Raw genomic sequence first — 19,696 nt, 5'->3', positions numbered from 1 at the left:
GGCCCGTTTGAGCTTCAGATGCGCGACACTGGCGCGGGCTGGTTCCGGCGAACCCGGGGCCGTGCCGGGGCCTTGGCGACACTCGTTGCCGATGCGATGCCCGTCCCGGTGTCCGTCGCGCGCTCTTGGCGCCGGTCTGTCGCGATCCCGCCGGGCGGCAGGATGTCGGCCAGCGAGCGCGCGTCGAGGTAGTCCATGAAGGCCTGCAAGGCCCCGGCGATGACGGGTTTCAGGCCGCAGTGGCCCGAGAGGATGCAGTGGTTTTCGCCGCCCATGCACTCGACCAGCGCCAGGTCGTTTTCCATATCGCGGATCAACGCGCCCAGCGGGATGTCGGCGGGCTCGTGGGCCAGGCGCATGCCGCCGTTCTTGCCGCGCACCGTGTGGATCCAGCCGTGCTGGGCCAGGCGGTGCGTGATCTTCATCAGGTGCGGTTCGGAAATGCGGTAGAACTGTGCGATTTCGGCAATGGTGCACAGACGGTCGCGGTGGCTGCTGAGATACATCAGCAGCCGCACCGCGTAGTCGCTCATGTTGGTCAGACGCATGCGGGGGCCTGGCCTAGCGCGCCTGGGCGGGCTGTACGGTTGCCGCCTTTTTCGGCATGCTGACAGGCGCCGGTTTGTCGGGACGCGGGCGGATCAGCATGGGCACGAAGCGCCACAGGTACAGCCCGAGCGACAGGATCCAGGCGGTCGCTGCCAAGTGCAGCAGGTGGATGCTGGCCGCCGAGGGCCACAGGGCGGCCAGCCGCAGCACGGCGGCGGCCACCATCAGCCAGTGGCCGGCCAGCATGCTGCGGTCGAGTGCCAGCGGACGTCCCAGGTGCCCCAGCGCCGTGCGTGTGAGCATGCCGATGATGAGGATGCAGAAACCCGCCAGGCCGATCAGGTGCACGTGGGTGGCGCTGCGCACCAGCACGCCGTTGAGCAGGGCCGGATTGAACAGATTGCTGAACTGCCAGGCGGCGAACAGCAGGCCGATGCCGATGAAGGCGTAGCCCAGGTACAGAATCCACAGCATGGGCTTGTGCAGCACCGCCTGCGGTTTCCAGTACAGCAGCTGCCCCAGGCTGATGAGCCCGGTGACGAACAGGCTGCCCGCCATGACGAGCGGCAGCAGGTGCGGGCCGCTGCCCGGCGTCATGGGCGTGCCGGTGACCTGCACCAGGACGCCCGCCAGCAGCGCCAGTACGCTGAAGGCCATCTGTACGTGGCCCGAGCGCGTGAGCATGGGGATTTTCAGGCCTTGCACCATGCGCATGGCGAAGAAGGGGATGACGCGGCGGGCAATGAGCAGCGCGACGACCGCCATGCCGATCAGACCGAGGTCGAAGCGTTCCATCAGCAAGACGTAGTTGCCGTCCAGGGCCGCCATGAGAAACAGGCAGTCGGCGATGCCCAACGCCAGGATGAGGGCCGGCAGGCCGTAGTTGCGGCGGCTGCGGCCTTTGATCATGACGCGTGCCAGTGCGGTTGCGGCGCCCAGGAAGAACAGCAGCTCGGCCGCCGTGGCGATCCAGAAGCCGGTGAGGCCGCCAAACAGGAAGCCCAGGCGCGCGATGCACCATAGAATGCACAAGACTGCCAACGGGCGCCCCTGCAGGGGGTTGAACCCTGTCCAGGTGGCGCTGGCGGTCAGCAGAAAGCCTATGGCGATCGTGATGATGAAGCCCCACAGCATTTCGTGCGCGTGCCAGGCCACCAGGGACAAGGGCTGGCCCAGCAGCTGCGGCGCGAAAATCCACAGGGCGATGGAAATCACGGCCCAGCTGGCGCCGGCGATGTACAGCGGCCGGAATCCCAGGGCGAGAAAGGCCGCCATGGAAGGCCCGGCGGGCGTCGGCGTGGCAGGCTTTTCTTCAATGTTCAGCAGATGGGACATGGGCGTCGAACTCCGTCACGGGTTGATCGGGTGTGTGGGTGATCTGGTAGCCGTACCACAGGCTGCGGGCGATGCGGCGGGCGAAATCGCTGGCCTGGGCGACGAAGGGCGGATTGTCGAATTCGGCCAGCGTGGTGCCGAAGAGTTCGAGCCAGCGTGAGAACATGGGGCCTTCGATGCCGGGCAGGGCCACGTGCTTGGGCATGGGCGTGCCGCTATAGGTGCCCGCGCGGCGCAGCAGCGACGACCAGAAGCGCACCATGCGCTCGAGGTGCTCGTCCCAGTCGTCGATGTGCGCATCGAAAATGGGCCCCAGGACGTCATCCTGGCGCACGCGGCGGTAAAAATGGTGGACGAGTGTCGTGATCTCGTCCTCGGTACAGACCGGGGTATCGTCCATGCAGGCTCGGGCGTGGTTGACTGTTAAAGGTTCATATTATAGGAATCTTCATCGGGCCAGGTAAAGCGAAGCGCGCGGCGTCCTTCAGTTATCATCATCAACTTGTCGGAAATCATACTGCTCGCCCGTTTTCACCACCCCGAGATCCCATGCCTCAACCCGCGTCCCTGTCCTGCGTCATCCCCTGCCTGAACGAGCAGGCCAATCTGGGCATTCTGCTGCCCCAGCTGCTGGCCACGCTGGGGCCGGAAACCGGGCGGCTCGAAGTCATCGTGGTCGATGACGGCAGCACCGACGGCACGCCCGAACTCATGCGCCACTGGTGCGGCCTGCATCCCGAGATGGTCTACCTGCGCCTGTCGCGCAACTTCGGCAAAGAAGCGGCGCTCACCGCCGGGCTCGAGGCCGCCACCGGAGACGTCGTGGTCTGCCTGGATGCCGACATGCAGCATCCGCCCGAGCTGGTTGTCGCCATGCTGCAACGTTGGCGCGAAGGGATGCAGATGGTCTACGCCGTGCGCGCCACGCGCGAGGATGAAAGCTGGTTCAAACGGGCGGGCTCGCGGCTGTTCTACTTGCTGATGCGCACCTCGGATGGCCGCGGCGTGCCGCCCAACGCGGGCGACTTCCGCCTGATGGATCGCGCGGTCGTCGATGCCCTGCTGCGCCTGCCCGAGCGCGACCGCTTCATGAAAGGCCTGTTCGCCTGGGTGGGCTTCGATGCCGAGGCCATGCCCTACACGCCGCCGCAACGCCTGCATGGGGTCAGCCGCTTTCGCCCCCTGAAACTGCTGCGCTTTGCCATTGACGGGCTCACCGCCTTCACCACCTGGCCCCTGCGTCTGCTCAGCCTGCTGGGGGCCTGCCTGTCGCTGGTGGCCTTCGTCTATGGCCTGTTCATCATCGTCACCCACCTGCTGTTTGGCGACGCGGTGCGTGGCTGGGCCACGCTCATCATCGTCATCCTGTTCTTCTCCGGGGTCAATCTGATGTCCCTGGGCATCGTCGGCGAATACATCGCGCGCATCTTCACCGAGGTCAAGGGGCGCCCCGTGTATCTGCTGCGCGAGCGCGTGCAGGGGCGCGCGCCTGGCACCGCGGGGGATGCCGCGCCGGGCCGTCCGCCGCGTCCGCCCGCCGCGCCGCGATCCGCCAACCCCGCGTCGCCCGCGCAGGCTCCCGCTTCGCAGGGCAGCACATCATGAACGCCCGCCGCTGGCCCGGGGCCGCGCACCGCATCGTGGATCAGGCCGTGTGTGCCTGGCAGTGCCTGCAGCGGCGCTCGGCCTGGGGGTGGGTGGCCCTGTGCGCCTTCGTATGGCTGGCGGCCACCACCTGGATGTATCCGCTGCTGCTGCCCGACGAAGGGCGCTACGTGGGCGTGGCCTGGCACATGCTGGTGTCGGGCGATTTCCTCACGCCGCGCCTGGACGGCATGCCGTTTTTTCACAAGCCGCCGCTGTTCTACTGGCTGACCGCGGGCTCGCTGGCCGTGTTCGGCGACAACGCCTGGGCGGGTCGGCTCGTGTCGGTGCTGTCGGCCACGGCCATGGTGACGGCCTTCTACGTTTTTCTGCGGCGCTATGCCCCACTGGGCGCCGCACGCCGCACGGCGCTCATCCTGGCGGTGCAGCCGTTTCTGTTCGGCGCCGCCCACTACGCCAACCTTGACATGCTGGTGGCCGCCCTCATCAGCCTCACCGTCCTGGCGGGCGCGGATGCCGTCTTCCGCCACGAGCAGGCGCGCCCCGACCGGCTGGCCCTGCTGCTCATGTACGTGCTGGCCGCCGCCGGCTTTCTCGCCAAGGGGCTGATCGGCGTGGTGCTGCCGGGCGGCGTGCTGTTCTTCTGGCTGCTGGGGCGGCGCCAGTATCGCGCCATGGGGCGGCTCTTGTGGTGGCCCGGCATCCTCTTGTTCCTGCTGCTGATCACGCCCTGGATGGTGGTCATGCAGCTGCGCTTTCCCGGCTTTTTCGACTACTACATCGTCTACCAGCACTTCCAGCGCTTTCTCGAAACGGGTTTCAACAATCCGCATCCCTTCTGGTTCTACGTCCCGGTCGTGCTGGGCCTGACGCTGCCCTGGTCCGTCCAGCTGTGGCGCTGGTTCTATCCGCACGGCCCCTTGCTGCCCGTGTTCGTGCCGCCGACGCAAAACCCCAGGCAAGTCGATCGCGGTGTGCTGCGTGGCCTCATGCTCGCGTGGCTGGCCGTGGTGCTGGTGTTCTTTTCCATTCCTGCTTCCAAGCTGGTGGGCTACGTCATCGCGGTACTGCCGCCGCTGGCCTGGTTCATCCAGGAAACCTTCGAGCAGCGCGAAGAAGAAACCGCGCCCGGGGTCACCCGCAGCCTGGTGCGCCACGCGCTCGGGGCCGCGCTCATCTGCCTGGCGGCGGTCGCGGCCCTGCTGGTGTTTCCTCAGCGCAGCTCCCGGCCCCTGGCGCAGGTGCTCGTCCAGTCGGCCCAGCCGGGCGATCAGCTGGTGATGTTCAACCAGTACGCCTACGACGTGCCCTTGTACGCCAATTGGCGCAAGCCCGTCATCGTCGTCACCAACTGGGACGACCCGAGGCTCATGCACGGTGACGACTGGCGCCGCGAGCTGGCCGATGCCGCGCTGTTCACCGCCGACAAGGGCGCCGACGTGCTGTGGTTGCCCCAGCGCTTGCAGGCCTTTGTGTGCGAGCCTGCGCATCCCACGGTCTGGCTCATGGCCTGGCTGGACGAAGCGGATCGCCTGCCGGTGCTGGCCGGGCAAGCGCCCGTGGCCCAGGCGCGCAAGATGGGGCTGTGGAAACTGCCCGCAGGTGATCTGCCTAGTGGCTGTGGCGAAACGCCCAGTAGCGCCCCAGAATGAAGGTCATCCCGGCGATGCCGATCAGCACCAGCGCCAGCAAAAGGTCGTAACGGATGGTCGTCAGGCGCAGCAGCGTGGCGTAGGCGGCCTCGTTGACGACGAAGCCCAGGGCCGACACGGCGAAGAAGCGCAGCGCCGAGCGCAGCAGGGGCGCGTGCTGGTGGCGGAACGTCAGCCGGTAGTGGCCGGTGAACGAAACCCCGAACGCCACCAGCCAGCCCACGAGGTTGGCCAGCAGCGGGGCCAGCCCGGCCAGCGCCACGCAGGCCACGGCCACGGCCCAGTGGGTGGCCGCCGCCGCGCAGCCTACAATGACGAACCAGCCTATCTGGGTGATGAGTTTCTTCAGCATGATCGATCGCAAATACCGCCGCATTGTAGTGTGCGCCGACGATTTCGGGATGAACCCGGCGGTGGACGCCGGCGTCCTCGGCCTGCTGCGGCTGGGGCGGCTCTCGGCCACCAGCCTGCTGGTCGATGGGCCCAGCGCCGCGCGCAACCTGCCTGCCTTGCTGGGCACCGGGGCGCAGGTCGGCTTGCACCTGAACCTCACCGAATCCTTCGGCCAGCCGGGCCTGTGCCTGCCCTTGCGCGCGCTCATCCAGGCGGCCTATCTGCGGCGCCTGCCGCCGCAGGCCGTGCGCGACGCCGTCGACCGCCAGCTGCGGCGGTTCCAGGCCCTGACGGGGCGGCTGCCGGATTACGTCGATGGGCACCAACACGTGCACCAGCTGCCGCTCGTGCGCGATGCCCTGCTTGAAGCGCTCGCCGCCTTGCCGGGCCCGCGGCCCTGGCTGCGCGATACCGGCCGTCCGCGCACGGCGGGCCTGCCCTGGGCCTTGCGGCTCAAGGCCCGGGTCATCGCCGGGCTGGGGGCGGGCGGCCTGCGCCGCCGCGCGCGGGCGGCCGGTCTGCGCCAGAATCCGGGCTTTCTGGGCGTGTATGATTTCAAAGGCGGCGCGCAGGCTTATCAGGCCTGGATGTCGCTCTGGCTGGCCCAGTGCCAGGATGGCGACGAGCTGATGTGCCATCCCGCCCTGGGGCCGGATGCCGCCGATGCGCTGTCCGCGCAGCGCCAGGCCGAATACGCCGTGCTGGCCAGCGCGCGGATGGCCGACTGGCTGGCCGAATACCACTTGACGATCGAGGGGGCCGCCCCCCTCCAAGGAACTGACATGAACTCGCCCTACCGTGCTCTCACCGCCGACCTGTCGGTATCGCCCCAGTTGCAGCCCGCCGACATGCGGGCCGTGGCGGATGCCGGATTCAAATCGCTCATCATCAACCGCCCCGATGGCGAGGGCGGGGCCGAGCAGCCGCTGTCCGCCGACGTGCTCGAGGCCGCCCGGGCCGCGGGGCTGCAGGCGCGCTACCAGCCCGTGGTCAGCGGCGCCATCACGGCTGCCGACGTGGCCGAATTTGGCCGCCTGCTGCACGAACTGCCTGGGCCGGTGCTGGCGTTTTGCCGCTCGGGCGGGCGCTGCACGCAGCTCTTCCAGCTGGCACAAGAAGCTGAGCGAAATCAAGCTCAGGGCTGATCCCGACTGTCATTCCGGCCCTTCAGCAGGTATGCTGAAGTCTCCTGTTCAGCCTTTTGGATGATCTCAGCATGTTCAAGAAAATCCTCATTCCCACCGACGGTTCCAAGCTCTCGGCCCAGGCCGCCAACAAGGGGGTCACGTTTGCCCGCTCCATCGGCGCCGAAATCGTCGCGCTGCACGTCACCCAGCCGTTTGCCGCCACGGTCGGCTTCGACGGCATGGCGGCCGCCTATGCCATCACCGACGAAGACTACGACCGCACGGCTGCCGAACAGGCCCAGAAATATCTCCAGGCCGTGCTCGACCGCGCTGCCACGGCGGGGGTCAAGGCCACCGCCAAGGCCGTGTCCAACTTCAATGTTGCCGATGGCATCGTGCATGCCGCCAAAGAAGAAAACTGCGACCTCATCTTCATCGGCAGCCACGGGCGCAGCGGCTTGTCGCGCCTGCTGCTGGGCAGCGTCACGGTCAAGGTACTCGGGCTGGCAAAGGTGGCCACCCTGGTATATCGTGTCAAGGAAAACGACTAGCACCCTCCCGTCGCCGCTGGACGAGGCGATCAATCTCCTCACGGTAGTGTATGAGCCGCGTCATCTATCTCCATCCCGAAGACCAGCCTGTCGCCGCGCCTGTCCTGGCGCCGGGGCAGGCGGTGCACGACACGCGGGGGCGCCCCTTGCGCGACCTGCGCATCTCCGTCACTGACCGCTGCAATTTCCGCTGTACCTATTGCATGCCGCGCGAGGTCTTTGGGGCCGATCACGCCTTCTTGCCGCACAGTGCTCTCCTTTCCTTCGAGGAAATCACGCGGGTGGCCGAAGCCGCCCTGTCGCAAGGGGTGCGCAAAATCCGCCTCACCGGGGGCGAGCCCCTGCTGCGCAAGCAGATCGAGACGCTGGTGGCCATGCTGGCCCAGCTGCGCACGCCCGACGGCCAGGCACCCGAACTCACCCTCACCACCAACGGCACCTTGCTGGCGCGCAAGGCGCAGGCGTTGGCCGACGCGGGCTTGTCGCGGGTCACCGTCAGCCTCGATGCGCTCGACGATACCCTGTTCGAGCGCATGAGCGACAGCGGGGTGCCGGTGGCCACCATCCTGGCCGGCATCGAAGCGGCGGCGCGGGCAGGCCTGGCGCCGGTCAAGGTCAACATGGTGGTGCGCCGCGGCATGAACGACGCGCAAATTCTGCCCATGGCGCGCCACTTCCGCGGCACGGGGCACGTGCTGCGCTTCATCGAATACATGGACGTCGGCAATTCCAACGGCTGGCGCATGGACGAAGTCGTCACCGGCGCCGAGATCGTGCGCCTCATCGGGGCTGAATTTCCCCTGCAGCCGATTCAGGCCCACTACCACGGCGAGGTCGCACGCCGCTGGGCCTATGCCGATGGCGGCGGCGAGATCGGCCTCATCACCAGCGTGTCGCAACCCTTCTGCGGCTCCTGTACGCGGCTGCGCCTGTCGCCCGAAGGGCGGCTGTTCACCTGTCTGTTTGCCGAGCAGGGCTACGACCTGCGGGCGCTGTTGCGCTCGGGCGTCGGCGCCCAGGCGCTCAAAGACCGCCTGGCCGGTGTCTGGCTGGCGCGCGGCGACCGCTACTCCGAACTCCGCGGCCAGGCGCATCGCGATCACAAGATCGAGATGAGCTACATCGGCGGCTAGGTCTTGGTCATCCCTGCGGATCTCGATGGCCTCATCCTCGCGGGGGGGCAGTCGCAGCGCATGCGCACGCCGCAGTCGCCCCAGGCCGACAAGGGCCTGCGGGTCTGGCAGGGGCAGCCGCTGGTGGCCCAGGTGCAGCAGTACATGCGCGCCCAGGGGGTTGCCCGCTTTCTCATCAGCGCCAACCGGCACGTCGACCTGTACGCCCAGTATGGTCAGGTGGTGCCCGATGCTGCCGAACTGCAGGGCAGCGGCCCGCTGGCGGGCCTGCTGGCGGGCTTGCAGCAGGCCCGCGCGCCCTGGTTGTTCGTGCTGCCGGTGGATGTCGTGCGCTGGCCTGCCAACCTGCTGGCTCGCCTGGCGGCCCAGGCCACGGCCCGGCAGCCGGCGTACGCGCGCACGCCCGACGGGCCGCATCCCTTGTGCCTGCTGGTGCACCGCGACTGCGCGGCGGGCCTGCAGGCCTGGGTGCGGGCAGGTGAACGCCGCGTGCAGGGGTGGCTGCGATCCTGCGAGGCCCAGGCGGTGTATTTCGACGAAGCCGACTGCCTGGTCAACCTGAACACACCCGAAGACTGGCAGCGCTGGCAGCCAGGCTGAAACCACGGATGTCGGCGGCATGGCAGCTTGTTCAAGGCAAGCTTCAGCATCTGGTTTCTGCCACTGATGCCGTCGCTACCTCGGCGAATCGCGCTCGAGCTTCTTGATTTTCTATCGTGGGGTGTGGTTTGGCCTGTGCGGGTTCATTGCAGCCAGTCGGCGAAGGCGTACCAGGTGACCTCCGCGCCCGCCTCGACCCGGCTGCCTGCCGGGATGCGCGCCAGGCCGTGCGACCAGCTCAGGCTGCTGAGCGCCCCCGAGCTTTGCTGCTGGTGCGGGACGAGCGCAGGCAGGCCGCTGCCCGCCGTCTGGGCCTGAATGCGGATGAATTCTTCTCGCTCGCTGCCCAGCGGGTGTTCGGTCTGCAGGATGCCCCGGCGGGTGGGCGGCAGCACCTGGCGGCAGCCTTGCAGGCCGCGGATCAGCGGGCTGACCAGCAGGCTGAAGACCACGAATGCCGAGACCGGGTTGCCAGGCAGGCAGACGACCGGGCGGCCCTTGAGTTCGGCCAGCGCCACCGGCTTGCCGGGTTTCATGCGCACGCGCCAGAGGTCGAGCGTACCGCCTAGCGCCTCGATGGCGGGCTTGACCAGGTCTTTCTCGCCCACCGAGGCGCCCCCGACGCTGAGCACCAGGTCGCAGCGTTCGACGAGTTCCGCCAGCGCGGTCTCGGTTTCCTGGGGAGTGTCCCGGGCGTGGCGCAACAGGGTGTCGGCCACCCCGAGTTCGCGACACAGGCTGGCCAGCATGGGGCCGTTGGAGTTGTAGATGGCCGCTGGGGGCAGGGGCTGGCCGGGCGTGATGAGTTCGTCGCCGGTGGTGAGGATGCCGATCTTGAGGGGCGTGAAGACCGGCGCCTGGGCGTAGCCCTGCGCCGCCAGCACGGCGATGTGGCCAGCCCGCAGGCGGGTGCCGCGTCGCAGGATGACGTGGCCGCGCCGCATGTCTTCGCCGCGGCGGCGGATGTGGCGGCCCGCCTGGACGACCTGCTCGAACGTCACGTGGTCGTCGGTCTCGTGGCAGTCTTCCTGCATGACGACGGTGTCCGCCCCGGCGGGGATGAGGCTGCCCGTGAACAGGCGAGTGGCGTGTCCGGCCTGCAGGGGGTCGGGCGCCTGCCCGGCAAAGCAGCGTTGCTGGATGGGCAGGGTGCCGTGGGCTGTGGCGGCATCGGCTGCGCGCAGGGCGTAGCCGTCCATGGCGCTGTTGTCGGCGGGGGGCAGGTCGAGCTGGGCGACCAAGTCTTGGGCCAGGACGCGCCCTGGCAGTTCGTGCAGGGAGACGTCCGACTGGCTGGCGGGCATGCGCGCCCGCGCGGCCAGCCGGGCCTGGGCAACATCGAAATCAAGCATGGGTGGCGGGTTCCGGGTGGGTGCGGTAGGCGCTGGCGAAGTTGCAGGGCTGCTGGCGGCTGTCGAGCTGGGGCAACAGGATTTTCTCCCAGGCCAGCTGGCAGGCCCCGGTGGAGCCCGGCAGGCAGAAGATCAGCGTGCCGTTGGCCGTGCCGCACAGGGCGTCGGATTGCAGCGACGAGGCGCCGATGTCCAGCCAGGACAGGTGGCGAAAGAGTTCGCCAAAGCCCGGGATGGTCTGATCCAGCAGCGGCGTGATGGCCGGAATGGTGGCCTTGTCGTGCGAGAAGCCCGTGCCGCCGGCGCACAGGACGACCTGCACGGCGGGGTCGGCGATCCAGTCGCTGAGTGTCTTGCGAATCTGGTAGCGGTCGCCCGCGCAGCGCTCGCGCGCGTGCAGCTGGTGCCCCGCCGCCTGCACGGCCTGGCTGAGGTAGTTGCCGCTGGTGTCTTCGCGCGGGCGGTTGGCGATGGTGAGAATGGCGCAGCGCAGGCTGACGGGCGGCTGGTTTGGATCAGCTTTCATGGCGGGTGTCCCATTGAGCGGTTTTGTCGGCGTCGGATGCGTGCTGCTGCACCCAGAAGGCCTGCCCGCTGGCCAGCGTCTCGCGCTTCCAGAAGGGGGCCGTGGTTTTCAAGGTGTCGATGATGTATTCGCAGGCGCGAAAGGCATCGCCCCGGTGGGCGCTGGCCACCCCCACGAAGACGATGGGGTCGCCCAGGGGCAGCTCGCCCACACGGTGCACCACCAGGGTGTCGAGCACGCCGAAGCGTTCGCGCGCCCGCGCGCACAGGGCTTCGATTTCGCGCTCGCACATGCCGGGGTAGTGTTCGAGAAACAGGCTGTGCGAGCTGCTTTGCGGGCTGTAGTCGCGCACCATGCCCAGGAAATGCACGTAGGCCCCGGCCCGCCCGGCGCTGCGCGCCTGCAGCTGGGCGATGAGGGCCGCCGTGTCGAAGGGTTCGGTCTGGATGCGTACCATGGTGGTTCAGCCTCCGGTGACCGGCTCGAATACCGCGACCTCGTCGCCCGGGCGGATCGTGTCGTGGTGGCTGGCGTGTTCCTGGTTGATCGCCAGCTTCAGCCGACTGGCCGGGCCCAGGGCCGGGCAGCGGCGCACCAGTGCGTCGAGCCAGGCGCTGGCCGCGACGGGTTCGGCCAGGGGCTGGGTTTCTTGCCGCACGCCCAGGTGTTCGGCCACCTGGGCGAAGTACAAGACGTCAATCGTTGCGCCATTCGCCACTTTTGCCTCCGGATTTGTAGATGAGCCGCACCTCTTCGAGGACGATGCCCTTGTCGGCGGCCTTGCACATATCGTAGACCGTAAGCGCGGCCACCGTGCAGGCGGTCATGGCTTCCATTTCGACGCCGGTCTGGTGGCTGGTGCGGCAGGTGCTGCGGATCGTGAGCGTGTGGCTGGCGTCGTCGGCGCTGAAATCGACCCCCACAAAGCTGAGCGGCAGGCTGTGGCACAGGGGGATGAGTTCGGCGCAGCGCTTGGCGGCCAGGATGCCGGCGATGCGAGCCGTGTTGAGCACTTCGCCCTTGGCGTTTTCTTGCGCCGAGAGCAGGCGCCAGGCGTGCGGGCTCAGGCGCACGCGCCCCTGGGCGATGGCGCTGCGCGCCGTGGCGGCCTTGGCGCCGACATCGACCATGCGAACCTGGCCGTGTTCATCGACGTGCGTGAGTGTGGCGGAAACCGTGGTGTCGTTCATCGTTCTATCATATCGAATATTTGATTCGGGCTGCTGCCGCCACAAGGGTGCCGCCCTGACCGGACGTTTCCATGGCCAAGACCCTTGGTGCCTTTTTTTCCCTGTACCTGGCAACCCTGATTCTGCTGCTCAGCTCGGGTTTGTTCAACACCTATCTCAGCTTGCGGCTCACGGCGCAGTCGGTCTCCGAAATCTGGGTGGGGGCAATGATCGCCGCCTATTACTTCGGCCTGGTGCTGGGCGCGCGCTTTGGCCACCGGCTCATCATCCAGGTGGGGCACATCCGCACGTACGCCGCCTGTGCCGCACTCACCACGGTCACGGTGCTGGTGATGGTGCTCGTCGACAACCTCTGGTTCTGGCTGGCCGTGCGCTTCGTGGCGGGGGTGGCCATGGTCAGCCTGTTCATCGCCATCGAAAGCTGGCTCAACGAGCAAACCGAAAACGGCTCGCGCGGCACGGTCTTTGCCTTCTATATGGTTGCCACGGGCTCGGGCACGGTGCTCGGGCAGCTGGTGCTGGGCGAGTTTCCCAAGCTGGATTACCAGCCGCTGGTGTTCGTGGCCATTTGCAGCGTGCTCAGCCTCATGCCCATCACGCTCACGCGGCGCAGCCACCCGGCGCTGCAGGTGCCCGCGCCGCTGGCCTGGCGCTACTACGTCAGCCGCGTGCCGATGTCGCTCATGGTGCTGTTCATCGCCGGCATGCTCAACGGCGCTTTCTATGGCCTGGCGCCCGTGTACGGCCTGCAGCATGGCATGGACACCCACCAGGTCGGGGTGTTCCTGGCGGTGTCCCTGGCGGCTGGCCTGGTGTCGCAGTGGCCGCTGGGCTGGCTGGCCGATCGTTCCAGCCGGGTGCGCTTGATCCGCATCGGCGCGTTGTTGCTGCTGTGCCTGGGCGTGCCGCTGTGGGGCTGGTATCGGTTTCCCTACTGGGCGCTGGTGGCTTTTTCGGCACTGCTGGGCATCACCCAGTTCACCCTCTACCCCATGGGAACCTCGTTTGCCAACGACAACGTCGAGCCCGAGCGGCGCGTGGGCCTGAGCGCCCTGCTATATATGGTGTACGGCGTGGGCGCCTGTATCGGGCCGCTGCTGGCCGGCTTTCTCATGCGCGGCTGGGGGGGCGACATTTATTTTGTCTTTGTCTCGGCCTGCGCGGCGGTGCTGGTTCTCTTCGTACGCGAGCAGCGGGTCACGGGGGCCCACCTCAGCCCGGACGCCCCCACGCAGTTCGTGCCCATGGCCGACACCTTGCAAAACGCCCACGTGATGGCCGTGCTCGATCCCCGGGTCGATATCGAGCGGGATATCTCGCATGACCCCGTCATCGGCGACCCCCCGGCTGAGGGCGGCGGGCCGCCCGAAGCCGAATCCCCCTCAACGCGGAAACAGCAGGACGACGGCGCCGATGGCCAGGGCGATGCCCAGCAGGTTGACGGGGCTCAGGCGCTCGCGAAATAAGCCCGCGCCCACCAGCGTACCGATCGAGATCACGCCGATGTTCATGGCGGCGAACACCAGGGTGGGGTTGTCGGGATAGTGCTGGTGCGCGCGGATGTAAAAGTAGATGTTGCTGAAGTTCAGCGCCCCCAGCAGCACGCCCGAGGCCAGGCTCACCCCGTGCCAGGCGGTGCGCCGTGCCAGCAGCCAGAGGGTGATCAGGATGCCGGCCAGCGCGAAGCTCAGCAGCAGTCCGCTGGTAAAGCCGGTGCCCATGCGCGCCATCTGCTTGAAGAGAATGTCGATCGCCCCATAGCCCAGCCAGACGCCCAGCAGCGGCAGCCAGAGGCCCAGGCGCGCGTGGCGGGGTTGCCGCCCTGCGGCCGATCCGCTTGCCTGGCGCCGTGCGGAAGCGGTCGAGGTCGATGGGCTTGCCCCGTGCGGGGCGGAAGCCGTCGGGGCCGCCGCATCCGTCTGGCGCTTCAGCAGGCACACCAGCGCTGCCAGCGCCAGGGCGATGCCCAGCAGCTTCGGGCCCGATATCGCCTCGCGAAAGACCAGGAAAGCGGCCAGGATGGGGATCACCAGTGAAAGACGCTGGGCGGTGTCGCTGCGCACGATGCCGGCGTGGCGCACGGCGCTGGCCATGATCAGGAACACGGCGGGTAGCAGCACGCCCAGCAGTCCCAGCACGATCCAGGCGTTTGGCGCCTGGTCGAACAGCGTGGCCAGCGGCGGGCGCAGCAGCCACAGGCACAGTCCGCAGGCGGTCAGGTAGTTGACGGCAATGGCCTGGGCGATCTGGATGTCGTAGCGCCGGGCCAGCTTGAGAAAGACCGAGACGGCCACGCTGAAGGAAACGCTCAGGATCAGGGTCAGCATGCCGGGGCCTCCTCGTTGGTGGAAGACTTCAATGTGGTTGGCCCGGAGGTCGCCGCGGGTGCGGCGGTGGCCGCGTCGGCCCGTGGCTGATCCGGCATGGGCACCAGGCCCAGGCGTTCGAAGAGGGCGGCGTCGGCCTCCACCCGGGGATTGGGCGTGGTCAGCAGCTGTTCGCCCTGGAAGATGGAGTTTGCCCCCGCCATGAAGCACAGCGCCTGGGTGCTGTCGTGCATGGTTTCGCGTCCGGCGGACAGGCGCACGACGGTGCGCGGCATGACGATGCGGGTGACGGCGATCGTGCGTACGAATTCGATCGGATCGAGATCGGGCGCGTCGGCCAGCGGCGTGCCCGCCACTTTCACCAGCTGGTTGATGGGCACGGATTCGGGGTAGGGTGCGAGGCTGGCCAGGGTGGCGATCAGGCCGGCGCGGATCTCGCGCGACTCGCCCAGCCCCACGATGCCGCCGCAGCACACTTTCAGGCCCGCGTCGCGTACCCGCTGCAGGGTCTGCAGCCGGTCGTCGTAGGTGCGGCTGTGGATGATCTCGCCATAGTATTCGCGCGAGGTATCCAGATTGTGGTTGTAGTAGTCCAGGCCCGCCGCCTTCAGGCGCTCGGCCTGGCCGGGCTTGAGCATGCCCAGGGTGACGCAGGTCTCCAGCCCCAGGGCCTTGACGGCTTTCACGTGCTCGACCACATCGTCCAGTTGGCGCTCGGTGGGCGAGCGCCAGGCGGCGCCCATGCAGAAGCGCTGGGCGCCCGCCGCCTGGGCCCGTTTGGCCGCCGCGAGCACCTGGGGCAGGGGCATGAGCGGCGCCTCCTCGACGGCGGTCTGGTAGCGGGACGACTGCGGACAGTAGGCGCAGTCTTCCGGGCAGGCCCCCGTCTTGATGGACAGCAGCCGCGACTGCTGCACGGCGTTGGCCGGGTGGTGCTGCCGGTGGATGGTCTGCGCCTTGAGCAGCAGGTCGTTCAGGGGCAAGGCAAAAAGGTCGAGAATCGCGGCGACCGACCAGGCGGGGTCGAGCGTCTCGTGACGGATGTGGGTATTCATGGTGTGTCCGACGAAAAGGTCATGCAAAATGGGGGGGCGCGGCTTGGGACAACAGTGCGTCGAGCGGCGGGATGCGGGAGGCCAGTGCGGCAATTGTCTCTGCGTCGAGCTGCGCCACGGCGGGGATCTCGGCCAGTACCTCGACCCCGCCGAAATGCTGCAGTGCGTGTCGGTTGCCGGGCGAGGGCGGGCCGTTCATGACGATGCCCAGCAGCGGGATGCCGCGCCTGGACAGCGCGTGCAGGCTCAGCAGGGTGTGGTTGATCGTGCCCAGTGTGCTGCGGGTGACCAGCACGACCGGCAGCGCCAGCCAGGCCGCCAGGTCGATCATCATGTGGCGCTCGTCGATCGGCACGTACAGGCCACCGGCGCCTTCAATCACCATGGGGGCCTGGCTGGTGGGTGTTTGCAGGGCCGTCATGTCCATGGCCTGCCGCTCGATGCGGGCAGCGGCCCAGGGGGCCAGTGGGGCTCGCAGGGTGCAGGCGGGCGGGTGCAAGGTGTGCGCCGTCGAGGCCAGCAGCGCGGCCACCGTCTCCGTGTCGCCGACTTGGTTGGCTGTTCCGGTCTGGTAGGGTTTCCAGTAATCGGCACCCCAGGCCTTGCACAGGATGGCGGAAACCGTGGTTTTGCCCACATCGGTGTCGGTGCCGGTCACGAATACCCCTTGCAGAGGGCGTCGCTGTGCTTGCGGTGTCAGTGGTGTCTTCATGGTTGTCGGTCGGGTGTCGGAGCCAGGCGGGATGCGCATGGTGGGTGCTGCGGCTTCATGGGGGCGCCCGGGCGGTGCCACAAGCCGAACGTGACCTGGTATGTACAGCGGGCGCCTTGCCGGTCGAATTCGCGGCAGACGGCGCGCAGCGTACCGGCTCCCAGCGGGCGGCGGTGCGTCTGGGGCGTGGTGGCCCCGGCGCCCTTCAGTCCCAGCAGGAATTCCCGGGCGTTGCGGTATTGGTCGGTGTAAGACCGGGTCGAGCATGCGCCTTCCAGCCCGGCTGCCGCGGCCTGCAACTGCTCTGCCGCAGGGAAAGCCAGGGTATCCGCCGCCAGGCACAGGGCGGTGTGTGCCTGCCGCCATTCGGCCAGGGAGCCCATGGTGGGAACCGCCACCGCCAGCATGCCGCCCGGCGCCAGCCATCGGGCCAGGCGCGCCAAGCCTTCGGCAGGGTGTCTGAACCATTGCAACGCCATGCTGGAGCAAATCAGGTCGAAGCGTGGCTGCGAGGGCGGAAATGCGGGATGTTCCCCGTCCATGACCCGGCACTGATTGTGCTCGCCTGGTGGCAGCTTGCGCCGGGCCTGTTCCAGCATGGTGGGTGACAGGTCGGTCAGCAGCCAGCGCGCCATGGGGTAGTGCGATGCCAGCGCTTGTGTGAGCAGGCCGGTGCCGCATCCGATTTCGAGGATGCGGGCTTGCCGGGGCAAGGCGTGTGTGCGGATCAGCGCCGCCAGATGCCGGGCAATGGCGGGTTGCACGCGGGCATGCCGCTCGTAGCCCCGCGCGGCCCGGTCGAAGCATTGCCAGGGCTGGCCTGCGGGCTCCGAGTGCCCGGTGGGGTTCGTGTGGTGCGTGCTCATGCGCTGGCCGGCAGCAGGTGAGGGTGATCCAGTCCGACGCGAATCTGCTCCGACAAATCATCGATGTCGGCTGCCGTGTGGCGGGCGGTCAGGGTGATGCGCAAACGGCTGGTGCCGGACGGTACGGTGGGCGGGCGGATGGCGCCGACCTGCATCCCGTGCGCGTGCAGATGGCGCTGCAATGCCAGGGTTCTGGGCGTGTCCCGCATGAGCACCGGAATGATCTGGGTGCTGGATGCGCCCGTATCCAGCCCCAGGGCGTGCAGGCGCTGGCGCAGCCGGGCGCTTTGCGCGTGCAGATGCGCGCGTTCGGCCTGCATGCCGGGGATGAGTTCGAGCGCGGCTTCAATGGCGCCCAGTACGGGGGGCGGCAGTGCCGTTGTGTGACTGAAGCCCGAGCAGCGGTTGACGAGGTAGTCGCAGAGCGCGCGCGAACCCGCGACATAGGCCCCGAAGCTGCCCATGGCCTTGCTGCAGGTGCCCATGCTCAGGTGCGCGCCGCCTTCTGCAAGCGTGCCAAGCCCCATGCCCGCAGGCCCCAGGACGCCCGTCGCGTGTGCTTCATCCAGGTAGACGAAGGCCGCGTGGCGCCTGGCCAGCGCGGTGAGCGCCTCCACCGGACAGCAATCGCCGTCCATGCTGAAGACGCTTTCCGTGATGATCAGCGCGCGCCCAGGCTGCCCCTGGTGCGCGCGCAGCAGCGTTTCCAGGTGGTTCAGGTCGTTGTGGCGAAAGCGGTGCTGGTGTACGGCTGCCGCACGGCACCCTTGGTGCAGGCTGGCGTGAACCAGCCGGTCGACGTAGACCCGGGTGTCGCGGCCCAGGGCGTCGATCAGCGCGGGAATCAGGCTGGCATTGGCTTGCCAGCCCGAGGCAAAGAGCAGGGAGGCCTCGGCGCCTTTGGCGTGGGCCAGCCGGGATTCAATATCCTGGTGCAAGGCCAGCGTCCCGCTGAGCAGCCGGGATGCTTTGCCACCCACGCCGTAGTCTTGCGCATAGCGGCAGCTGCGGGCGATCAGGGCGGGGTGACTGGACAACCCCAGGTAGTCGTTGCTGCAGAAATTGCGGGTGGCTGGGCCGGTGTCCGCGATGTGCAGTGAACGACGCAAATTTTGCTGTTCCAGCGCCTGTAGCTGACGGTCGAACAGCAGGTCGAACTGGTTCATGATCTGCTCAAGGTTTTTCTGTTGCGTTGGAAATAATGGCAATAATAATTAAATAGGCTGACGATGACAGTGTTTTAGCGGCATTTAGTGTCTTTCAAGAAGCGGTGCGTTGATGACAATGGCTGTCAACCGCTGTCGATCTGCCCTGTATGCGTCCTGTTTTTTGGGTATTCCGTGTTTTGGATGATTTGTAACTTTCTATGTTGAATTCCGCTCCCGCCTGGATGAACGCCGGGCATCCTCATATCTGGCTTCCTTACGTTCAAATGAAGACGGCGGACGATCCCCTGCCCGTCGTAGCGACCGAGGGATGTCGGCTGCACCTCGCTGATGGCCGGGTGCTCATTGACGGCATTGCTTCCTGGTGGACGGCGTGCCATGGCTATCGTCACCCCCATATCGTCCAGGCGATTCACGAGCAGCTCGACCGTCTGCCGCATGTGATGTTCGGCGGTCTCGTGCATGAACCCGCCCTGGCGCTGGCCAGCCGCTTGTGCGCGCTGCTCGGGCCTGGCTTCGAGCGCGTCTTCTTGACCGAATCCGGTTCCGTGTCAGTGGAAGTGGCCATGAAGATGGCGCGCCAGTATTGGTTCAATCAGGGGCAGCCCCGGCGCCAGCGTATCCTGTCTTTTGCGGGTGGCTACCATGGTGATACCTTCGGCACGATGGCCGTGTGCGATCCGGCCATCGGCATGCATGCCGCCTTTGCCTCGATGCTGCCCGCGCAGGATGTCATGCCTTTGCCCGTTGACGCGGCCAGCGAAGCCTGCCTGGATGCCGTCTTGCAGCAAGAAGCGGGCCATATCGCCGCCCTTCTGGTCGAGCCGTTGGTGCAGGGGGCCGCGGGCATGCGCATGCATGCTCCGCAAGTATTGCAGCGCTTGCGGGCGCTGGCCGACAGGCATGGCGTCTTGCTGATTTTCGATGAAATTTTCACTGGCTTCGGGCGCACGGGCAGTTTGTTCGCTTTTGAGCAGGCTGGCGTGCAGCCAGACATCCTGACGCTGTCCAAGGCACTGACGGGGGGCACCTTGCCGTTGGCCGCCACGGTGGCCAACGCCCGTGTGTGCGCCGCGTTCTGGTCGGACGACCCTGGGCATGCCCTGATGCATGGCCCTACCTATATGGGTAATCCTCTGGCCTGTGCCGCGGCCATGGCGTCGCTCGACTTGTTCGCGACCGAACCCCGCCTGCCGCAGGTGCATCGGATCGAGGCCACGTTGCGCGAACAGCTCGCCGTCTGCCAGGCGCTGCCCAGTGTGCGCGAGATCCGGGTCAAGGGCGCGATTGCCGCCGTCGAACTGCATGCGGTGCCGGATCGTGCTGCGCTCTGCCGGGCGTTCGTGCGCGCTGGTGTCTGGGTGCGGCCTCTGGGGCGAGTGGTCTACCTGACCCCCTCGTTTGTGATTTCGCACGATGAGCTGACGGCTTTGACACAGGCGGTCCATGAGGTGTTGCGTGTGCTGCCAGGCCCGTCCATCAGAGGGGTTGAAAGAGAGGCCTGAAAATTTTTTGTACTTTTTAAGAAAAAAATCCCCAATCGACTTGCACGGCCAA

Annotated in this window: 22 protein-coding genes and 1 pseudogene; 9 read left to right on the top strand and 14 right to left on the bottom strand. The window is 67.4% G+C overall.

Annotated elements, in window-relative coordinates; all coding sequences use genetic code 11:
* Positions 1–14: 14 nt before the first annotated feature.
* From CCA01S_RS13235 to CCA01S_RS13225, 3 genes are read right to left on the bottom strand one after another with little or no spacing between them, the layout of a single operon-like run.
* Positions 15–548, bottom strand: coding sequence for an RrF2 family transcriptional regulator (locus tag CCA01S_RS13235; RefSeq protein ID WP_084386760.1), 534 nt, complete (start codon positions 546–548; stop codon positions 15–17).
* 13 nt (positions 549–561) lie between these two features.
* Positions 562–1,884, bottom strand: coding sequence for an NnrS family protein (locus CCA01S_RS13230; protein WP_066459289.1), 1,323 nt, complete (start codon positions 1,882–1,884; stop codon positions 562–564).
* A complete protein-coding gene (locus CCA01S_RS13225) occupies positions 1,862–2,284 on the bottom strand; it encodes a group III truncated hemoglobin (RefSeq protein WP_066459287.1) in 423 nt (140 codons plus the stop codon). The genes CCA01S_RS13230 and CCA01S_RS13225 overlap by 23 nt, the downstream gene beginning before the upstream one ends.
* Before the next feature lie 149 nt (positions 2,285–2,433).
* On the opposite strand from CCA01S_RS13225, the gene CCA01S_RS13220 reads away from it, so the two are divergent.
* Together CCA01S_RS13220 and CCA01S_RS13215 are read left to right on the top strand one after the other, a co-directional pair.
* The gene (locus CCA01S_RS13220) at positions 2,434–3,489 is read left to right on the top strand and encodes a glycosyltransferase family 2 protein (protein ID WP_066459285.1); all 1,056 of its coding nucleotides are present in this window, start codon (positions 2,434–2,436) and stop codon (positions 3,487–3,489) included.
* Positions 3,486–5,141 (top strand): ArnT family glycosyltransferase, encoded by a 1,656-nt coding sequence (locus CCA01S_RS13215; protein ID WP_066459283.1) that lies wholly within the window; start codon positions 3,486–3,488, stop codon positions 5,139–5,141. The genes CCA01S_RS13220 and CCA01S_RS13215 overlap by 4 nt, the downstream gene beginning before the upstream one ends.
* Here CCA01S_RS13215 and CCA01S_RS13210 read toward each other — a convergent pair.
* Positions 5,101–5,493, bottom strand: a complete 393-nt coding sequence (locus tag CCA01S_RS13210) for a GtrA family protein (RefSeq protein WP_373278656.1) — start codon at positions 5,491–5,493, stop codon at positions 5,101–5,103. The genes CCA01S_RS13215 and CCA01S_RS13210 overlap by 41 nt on opposite strands.
* On the opposite strand from CCA01S_RS13210, the pseudogene CCA01S_RS16140 reads away from it, so the two are divergent.
* The 5 genes and pseudogenes from CCA01S_RS16140 to mobA all read left to right on the top strand — a co-directional run.
* A pseudogene (locus CCA01S_RS16140) lies at positions 5,453–6,259 on the top strand (ChbG/HpnK family deacetylase); the annotation flags it as partial. The gene CCA01S_RS13210 and the pseudogene CCA01S_RS16140 sit on opposite strands and share 41 nt — an antisense overlap.
* A 57-nt stretch (positions 6,260–6,316) precedes the next feature.
* Positions 6,317–6,679 (top strand): protein tyrosine phosphatase family protein, encoded by a 363-nt coding sequence (locus CCA01S_RS16135; protein ID WP_232305127.1) that lies wholly within the window; start codon positions 6,317–6,319, stop codon positions 6,677–6,679.
* A 71-nt stretch (positions 6,680–6,750) separates the two neighbouring features.
* Entirely contained in the window at positions 6,751–7,212 is a 462-nt protein-coding gene (locus CCA01S_RS13200) for a universal stress protein (protein WP_066459319.1), read from the top strand.
* A gap of 50 nt (positions 7,213–7,262) precedes the next feature.
* The gene (moaA, locus tag CCA01S_RS13195) at positions 7,263–8,345 is read left to right on the top strand and encodes a GTP 3',8-cyclase MoaA (RefSeq protein ID WP_066459276.1); all 1,083 of its coding nucleotides are present in this window, start codon (positions 7,263–7,265) and stop codon (positions 8,343–8,345) included.
* A 3-nt stretch (positions 8,346–8,348) separates the two neighbouring features.
* Positions 8,349–8,945 carry a molybdenum cofactor guanylyltransferase MobA gene (gene mobA, locus CCA01S_RS13190; protein WP_066459274.1) on the top strand — a complete coding sequence of 199 codons (597 nt, stop codon included), beginning with the start codon at positions 8,349–8,351 and terminating at the stop codon, positions 8,943–8,945.
* A 143-nt stretch (positions 8,946–9,088) separates the two neighbouring features.
* On the opposite strand, the gene CCA01S_RS13185 is transcribed toward mobA, so the two are convergent.
* Genes CCA01S_RS13185 through moaC form a run of 5 tightly spaced genes read right to left on the bottom strand, consistent with a single transcriptional unit; the run spans position 9,089 to position 12,013 of the window.
* Positions 9,089–10,297 carry a molybdopterin molybdotransferase MoeA gene (locus tag CCA01S_RS13185; protein ID WP_066459272.1) on the bottom strand — a complete coding sequence of 403 codons (1,209 nt, stop codon included), beginning with the start codon at positions 10,295–10,297 and terminating at the stop codon, positions 9,089–9,091.
* Complete coding sequence (locus tag CCA01S_RS13180) at positions 10,290–10,823, bottom strand: molybdenum cofactor synthesis domain-containing protein (RefSeq protein WP_066459270.1); 534 nt, start codon at positions 10,821–10,823, stop codon at positions 10,290–10,292. The genes CCA01S_RS13185 and CCA01S_RS13180 overlap by 8 nt, the downstream gene beginning before the upstream one ends.
* On the bottom strand, positions 10,813–11,280 hold the full coding sequence (locus CCA01S_RS13175; RefSeq protein WP_066459268.1) for a molybdenum cofactor biosynthesis protein MoaE: 468 nt from the start codon (positions 11,278–11,280) through the stop codon (positions 10,813–10,815). Before CCA01S_RS13175 ends, CCA01S_RS13180 begins: the two co-directional genes overlap by 11 nt.
* Positions 11,281–11,286: 6 nt before the next feature.
* A complete protein-coding gene (locus CCA01S_RS13170) occupies positions 11,287–11,541 on the bottom strand; it encodes a MoaD/ThiS family protein (protein WP_066459266.1) in 255 nt (84 codons plus the stop codon).
* Positions 11,519–12,013 (bottom strand): cyclic pyranopterin monophosphate synthase MoaC, encoded by a 495-nt coding sequence (gene moaC, locus CCA01S_RS13165; protein WP_066459264.1) that lies wholly within the window; start codon positions 12,011–12,013, stop codon positions 11,519–11,521. Before moaC ends, CCA01S_RS13170 begins: the two co-directional genes overlap by 23 nt.
* A 71-nt stretch (positions 12,014–12,084) precedes the next feature.
* Between moaC and CCA01S_RS13160 the strand changes: the two genes are divergently transcribed.
* On the top strand, positions 12,085–13,479 hold the full coding sequence (locus tag CCA01S_RS13160) for an MFS transporter (RefSeq protein WP_066459260.1): 1,395 nt from the start codon (positions 12,085–12,087) through the stop codon (positions 13,477–13,479).
* On the opposite strand, the gene CCA01S_RS13155 is transcribed toward CCA01S_RS13160, so the two are convergent.
* Genes CCA01S_RS13155 through CCA01S_RS13135 form a run of 5 tightly spaced genes read right to left on the bottom strand, consistent with a single transcriptional unit; the run spans position 13,396 to position 18,139 of the window.
* The gene (locus CCA01S_RS13155) at positions 13,396–14,340 is read right to left on the bottom strand and encodes a hypothetical protein (protein WP_066459258.1); all 945 of its coding nucleotides are present in this window, start codon (positions 14,338–14,340) and stop codon (positions 13,396–13,398) included. The two genes, CCA01S_RS13160 and CCA01S_RS13155, sit on opposite strands and share 84 nt — an antisense overlap.
* Entirely contained in the window at positions 14,334–15,395 is a 1,062-nt protein-coding gene (gene bioB, locus CCA01S_RS13150) for a biotin synthase BioB (protein ID WP_084386758.1), read from the bottom strand. Before bioB ends, CCA01S_RS13155 begins: the two co-directional genes overlap by 7 nt.
* Before the next feature lie 19 nt (positions 15,396–15,414).
* A complete protein-coding gene (gene bioD, locus CCA01S_RS16130; protein ID WP_066459256.1) occupies positions 15,415–16,107 on the bottom strand; it encodes a dethiobiotin synthase in 693 nt (230 codons plus the stop codon).
* Positions 16,104–16,973 carry a methyltransferase gene (locus tag CCA01S_RS16125; protein WP_066459254.1) on the bottom strand — a complete coding sequence of 290 codons (870 nt, stop codon included), beginning with the start codon at positions 16,971–16,973 and terminating at the stop codon, positions 16,104–16,106. The genes bioD and CCA01S_RS16125 overlap by 4 nt, the downstream gene beginning before the upstream one ends.
* Entirely contained in the window at positions 16,970–18,139 is a 1,170-nt protein-coding gene (locus CCA01S_RS13135; protein ID WP_066459253.1) for an aminotransferase class I/II-fold pyridoxal phosphate-dependent enzyme, read from the bottom strand. The genes CCA01S_RS16125 and CCA01S_RS13135 overlap by 4 nt, the downstream gene beginning before the upstream one ends.
* 200 nt (positions 18,140–18,339) lie before the next feature.
* On the opposite strand from CCA01S_RS13135, the gene CCA01S_RS13130 reads away from it, so the two are divergent.
* Positions 18,340–19,644: an adenosylmethionine--8-amino-7-oxononanoate transaminase gene (locus CCA01S_RS13130; RefSeq protein ID WP_066459251.1), complete on the top strand. Its 1,305-nt coding sequence runs from the start codon at positions 18,340–18,342 to the stop codon at positions 19,642–19,644.
* The last annotated feature ends 52 nt before the right edge of the window (positions 19,645–19,696 follow it).

Origin of the sequence: Castellaniella caeni NBRC 101664, assembly GCF_001592225.1 — a bacterium.
GTDB lineage: Bacteria > Pseudomonadota > Gammaproteobacteria > Burkholderiales > Burkholderiaceae_B > Castellaniella > Castellaniella caeni.
The sequence above is the reverse complement of the archived record's forward strand: the minus strand, read 5'-3'. Positions and strand labels throughout refer to the sequence as shown.

Bases quoted from the DNA above. Each gene is read 5' to 3' on its own strand.
- CCA01S_RS16135 (WP_232305127.1), top strand. From the start codon at position 6,317: ATGAACTCGCCCTACCGTGCTCTCACCGCCGACCTGTCGGTATCGCCC.
- CCA01S_RS13230 (WP_066459289.1), bottom strand. From the start codon at position 1,884: ATGTCCCATCTGCTGAACATTGAAGAAAAGCCTGCCACGCCGACGCCC.
- CCA01S_RS13155 (WP_066459258.1), bottom strand. From the start codon at position 14,340: ATGCTGACCCTGATCCTGAGCGTTTCCTTCAGCGTGGCCGTCTCGGTC.
- CCA01S_RS16125 (WP_066459254.1), bottom strand. From the start codon at position 16,973: ATGAGCACGCACCACACGAACCCCACCGGGCACTCGGAGCCCGCAGGC.
- CCA01S_RS13220 (WP_066459285.1), top strand. From the start codon at position 2,434: ATGCCTCAACCCGCGTCCCTGTCCTGCGTCATCCCCTGCCTGAACGAG.
- CCA01S_RS13215 (WP_066459283.1), top strand. From the start codon at position 3,486: ATGAACGCCCGCCGCTGGCCCGGGGCCGCGCACCGCATCGTGGATCAG.
- CCA01S_RS13180 (WP_066459270.1), bottom strand. From the start codon at position 10,823: ATGAAAGCTGATCCAAACCAGCCGCCCGTCAGCCTGCGCTGCGCCATT.
- CCA01S_RS13175 (WP_066459268.1), bottom strand. From the start codon at position 11,280: ATGGTACGCATCCAGACCGAACCCTTCGACACGGCGGCCCTCATCGCC.
- CCA01S_RS13225 (WP_066459287.1), bottom strand. From the start codon at position 2,284: ATGGACGATACCCCGGTCTGTACCGAGGACGAGATCACGACACTCGTC.
- CCA01S_RS13160 (WP_066459260.1), top strand. From the start codon at position 12,085: ATGGCCAAGACCCTTGGTGCCTTTTTTTCCCTGTACCTGGCAACCCTG.
- CCA01S_RS13235 (WP_084386760.1), bottom strand. From the start codon at position 548: ATGCGTCTGACCAACATGAGCGACTACGCGGTGCGGCTGCTGATGTAT.
- bioD (WP_066459256.1), bottom strand. From the start codon at position 16,107: ATGAAGACACCACTGACACCGCAAGCACAGCGACGCCCTCTGCAAGGG.
- CCA01S_RS13135 (WP_066459253.1), bottom strand. From the start codon at position 18,139: ATGAACCAGTTCGACCTGCTGTTCGACCGTCAGCTACAGGCGCTGGAA.
- moaA (WP_066459276.1), top strand. From the start codon at position 7,263: ATGAGCCGCGTCATCTATCTCCATCCCGAAGACCAGCCTGTCGCCGCG.
- CCA01S_RS13200 (WP_066459319.1), top strand. From the start codon at position 6,751: ATGTTCAAGAAAATCCTCATTCCCACCGACGGTTCCAAGCTCTCGGCC.
- CCA01S_RS13210 (WP_373278656.1), bottom strand. From the start codon at position 5,493: ATGCTGAAGAAACTCATCACCCAGATAGGCTGGTTCGTCATTGTAGGC.
- moaC (WP_066459264.1), bottom strand. From the start codon at position 12,013: ATGAACGACACCACGGTTTCCGCCACACTCACGCACGTCGATGAACAC.
- CCA01S_RS13185 (WP_066459272.1), bottom strand. From the start codon at position 10,297: ATGCTTGATTTCGATGTTGCCCAGGCCCGGCTGGCCGCGCGGGCGCGC.
- bioB (WP_084386758.1), bottom strand. From the start codon at position 15,395: ATGAATACCCACATCCGTCACGAGACGCTCGACCCCGCCTGGTCGGTC.
- CCA01S_RS13130 (WP_066459251.1), top strand. From the start codon at position 18,340: ATGTTGAATTCCGCTCCCGCCTGGATGAACGCCGGGCATCCTCATATC.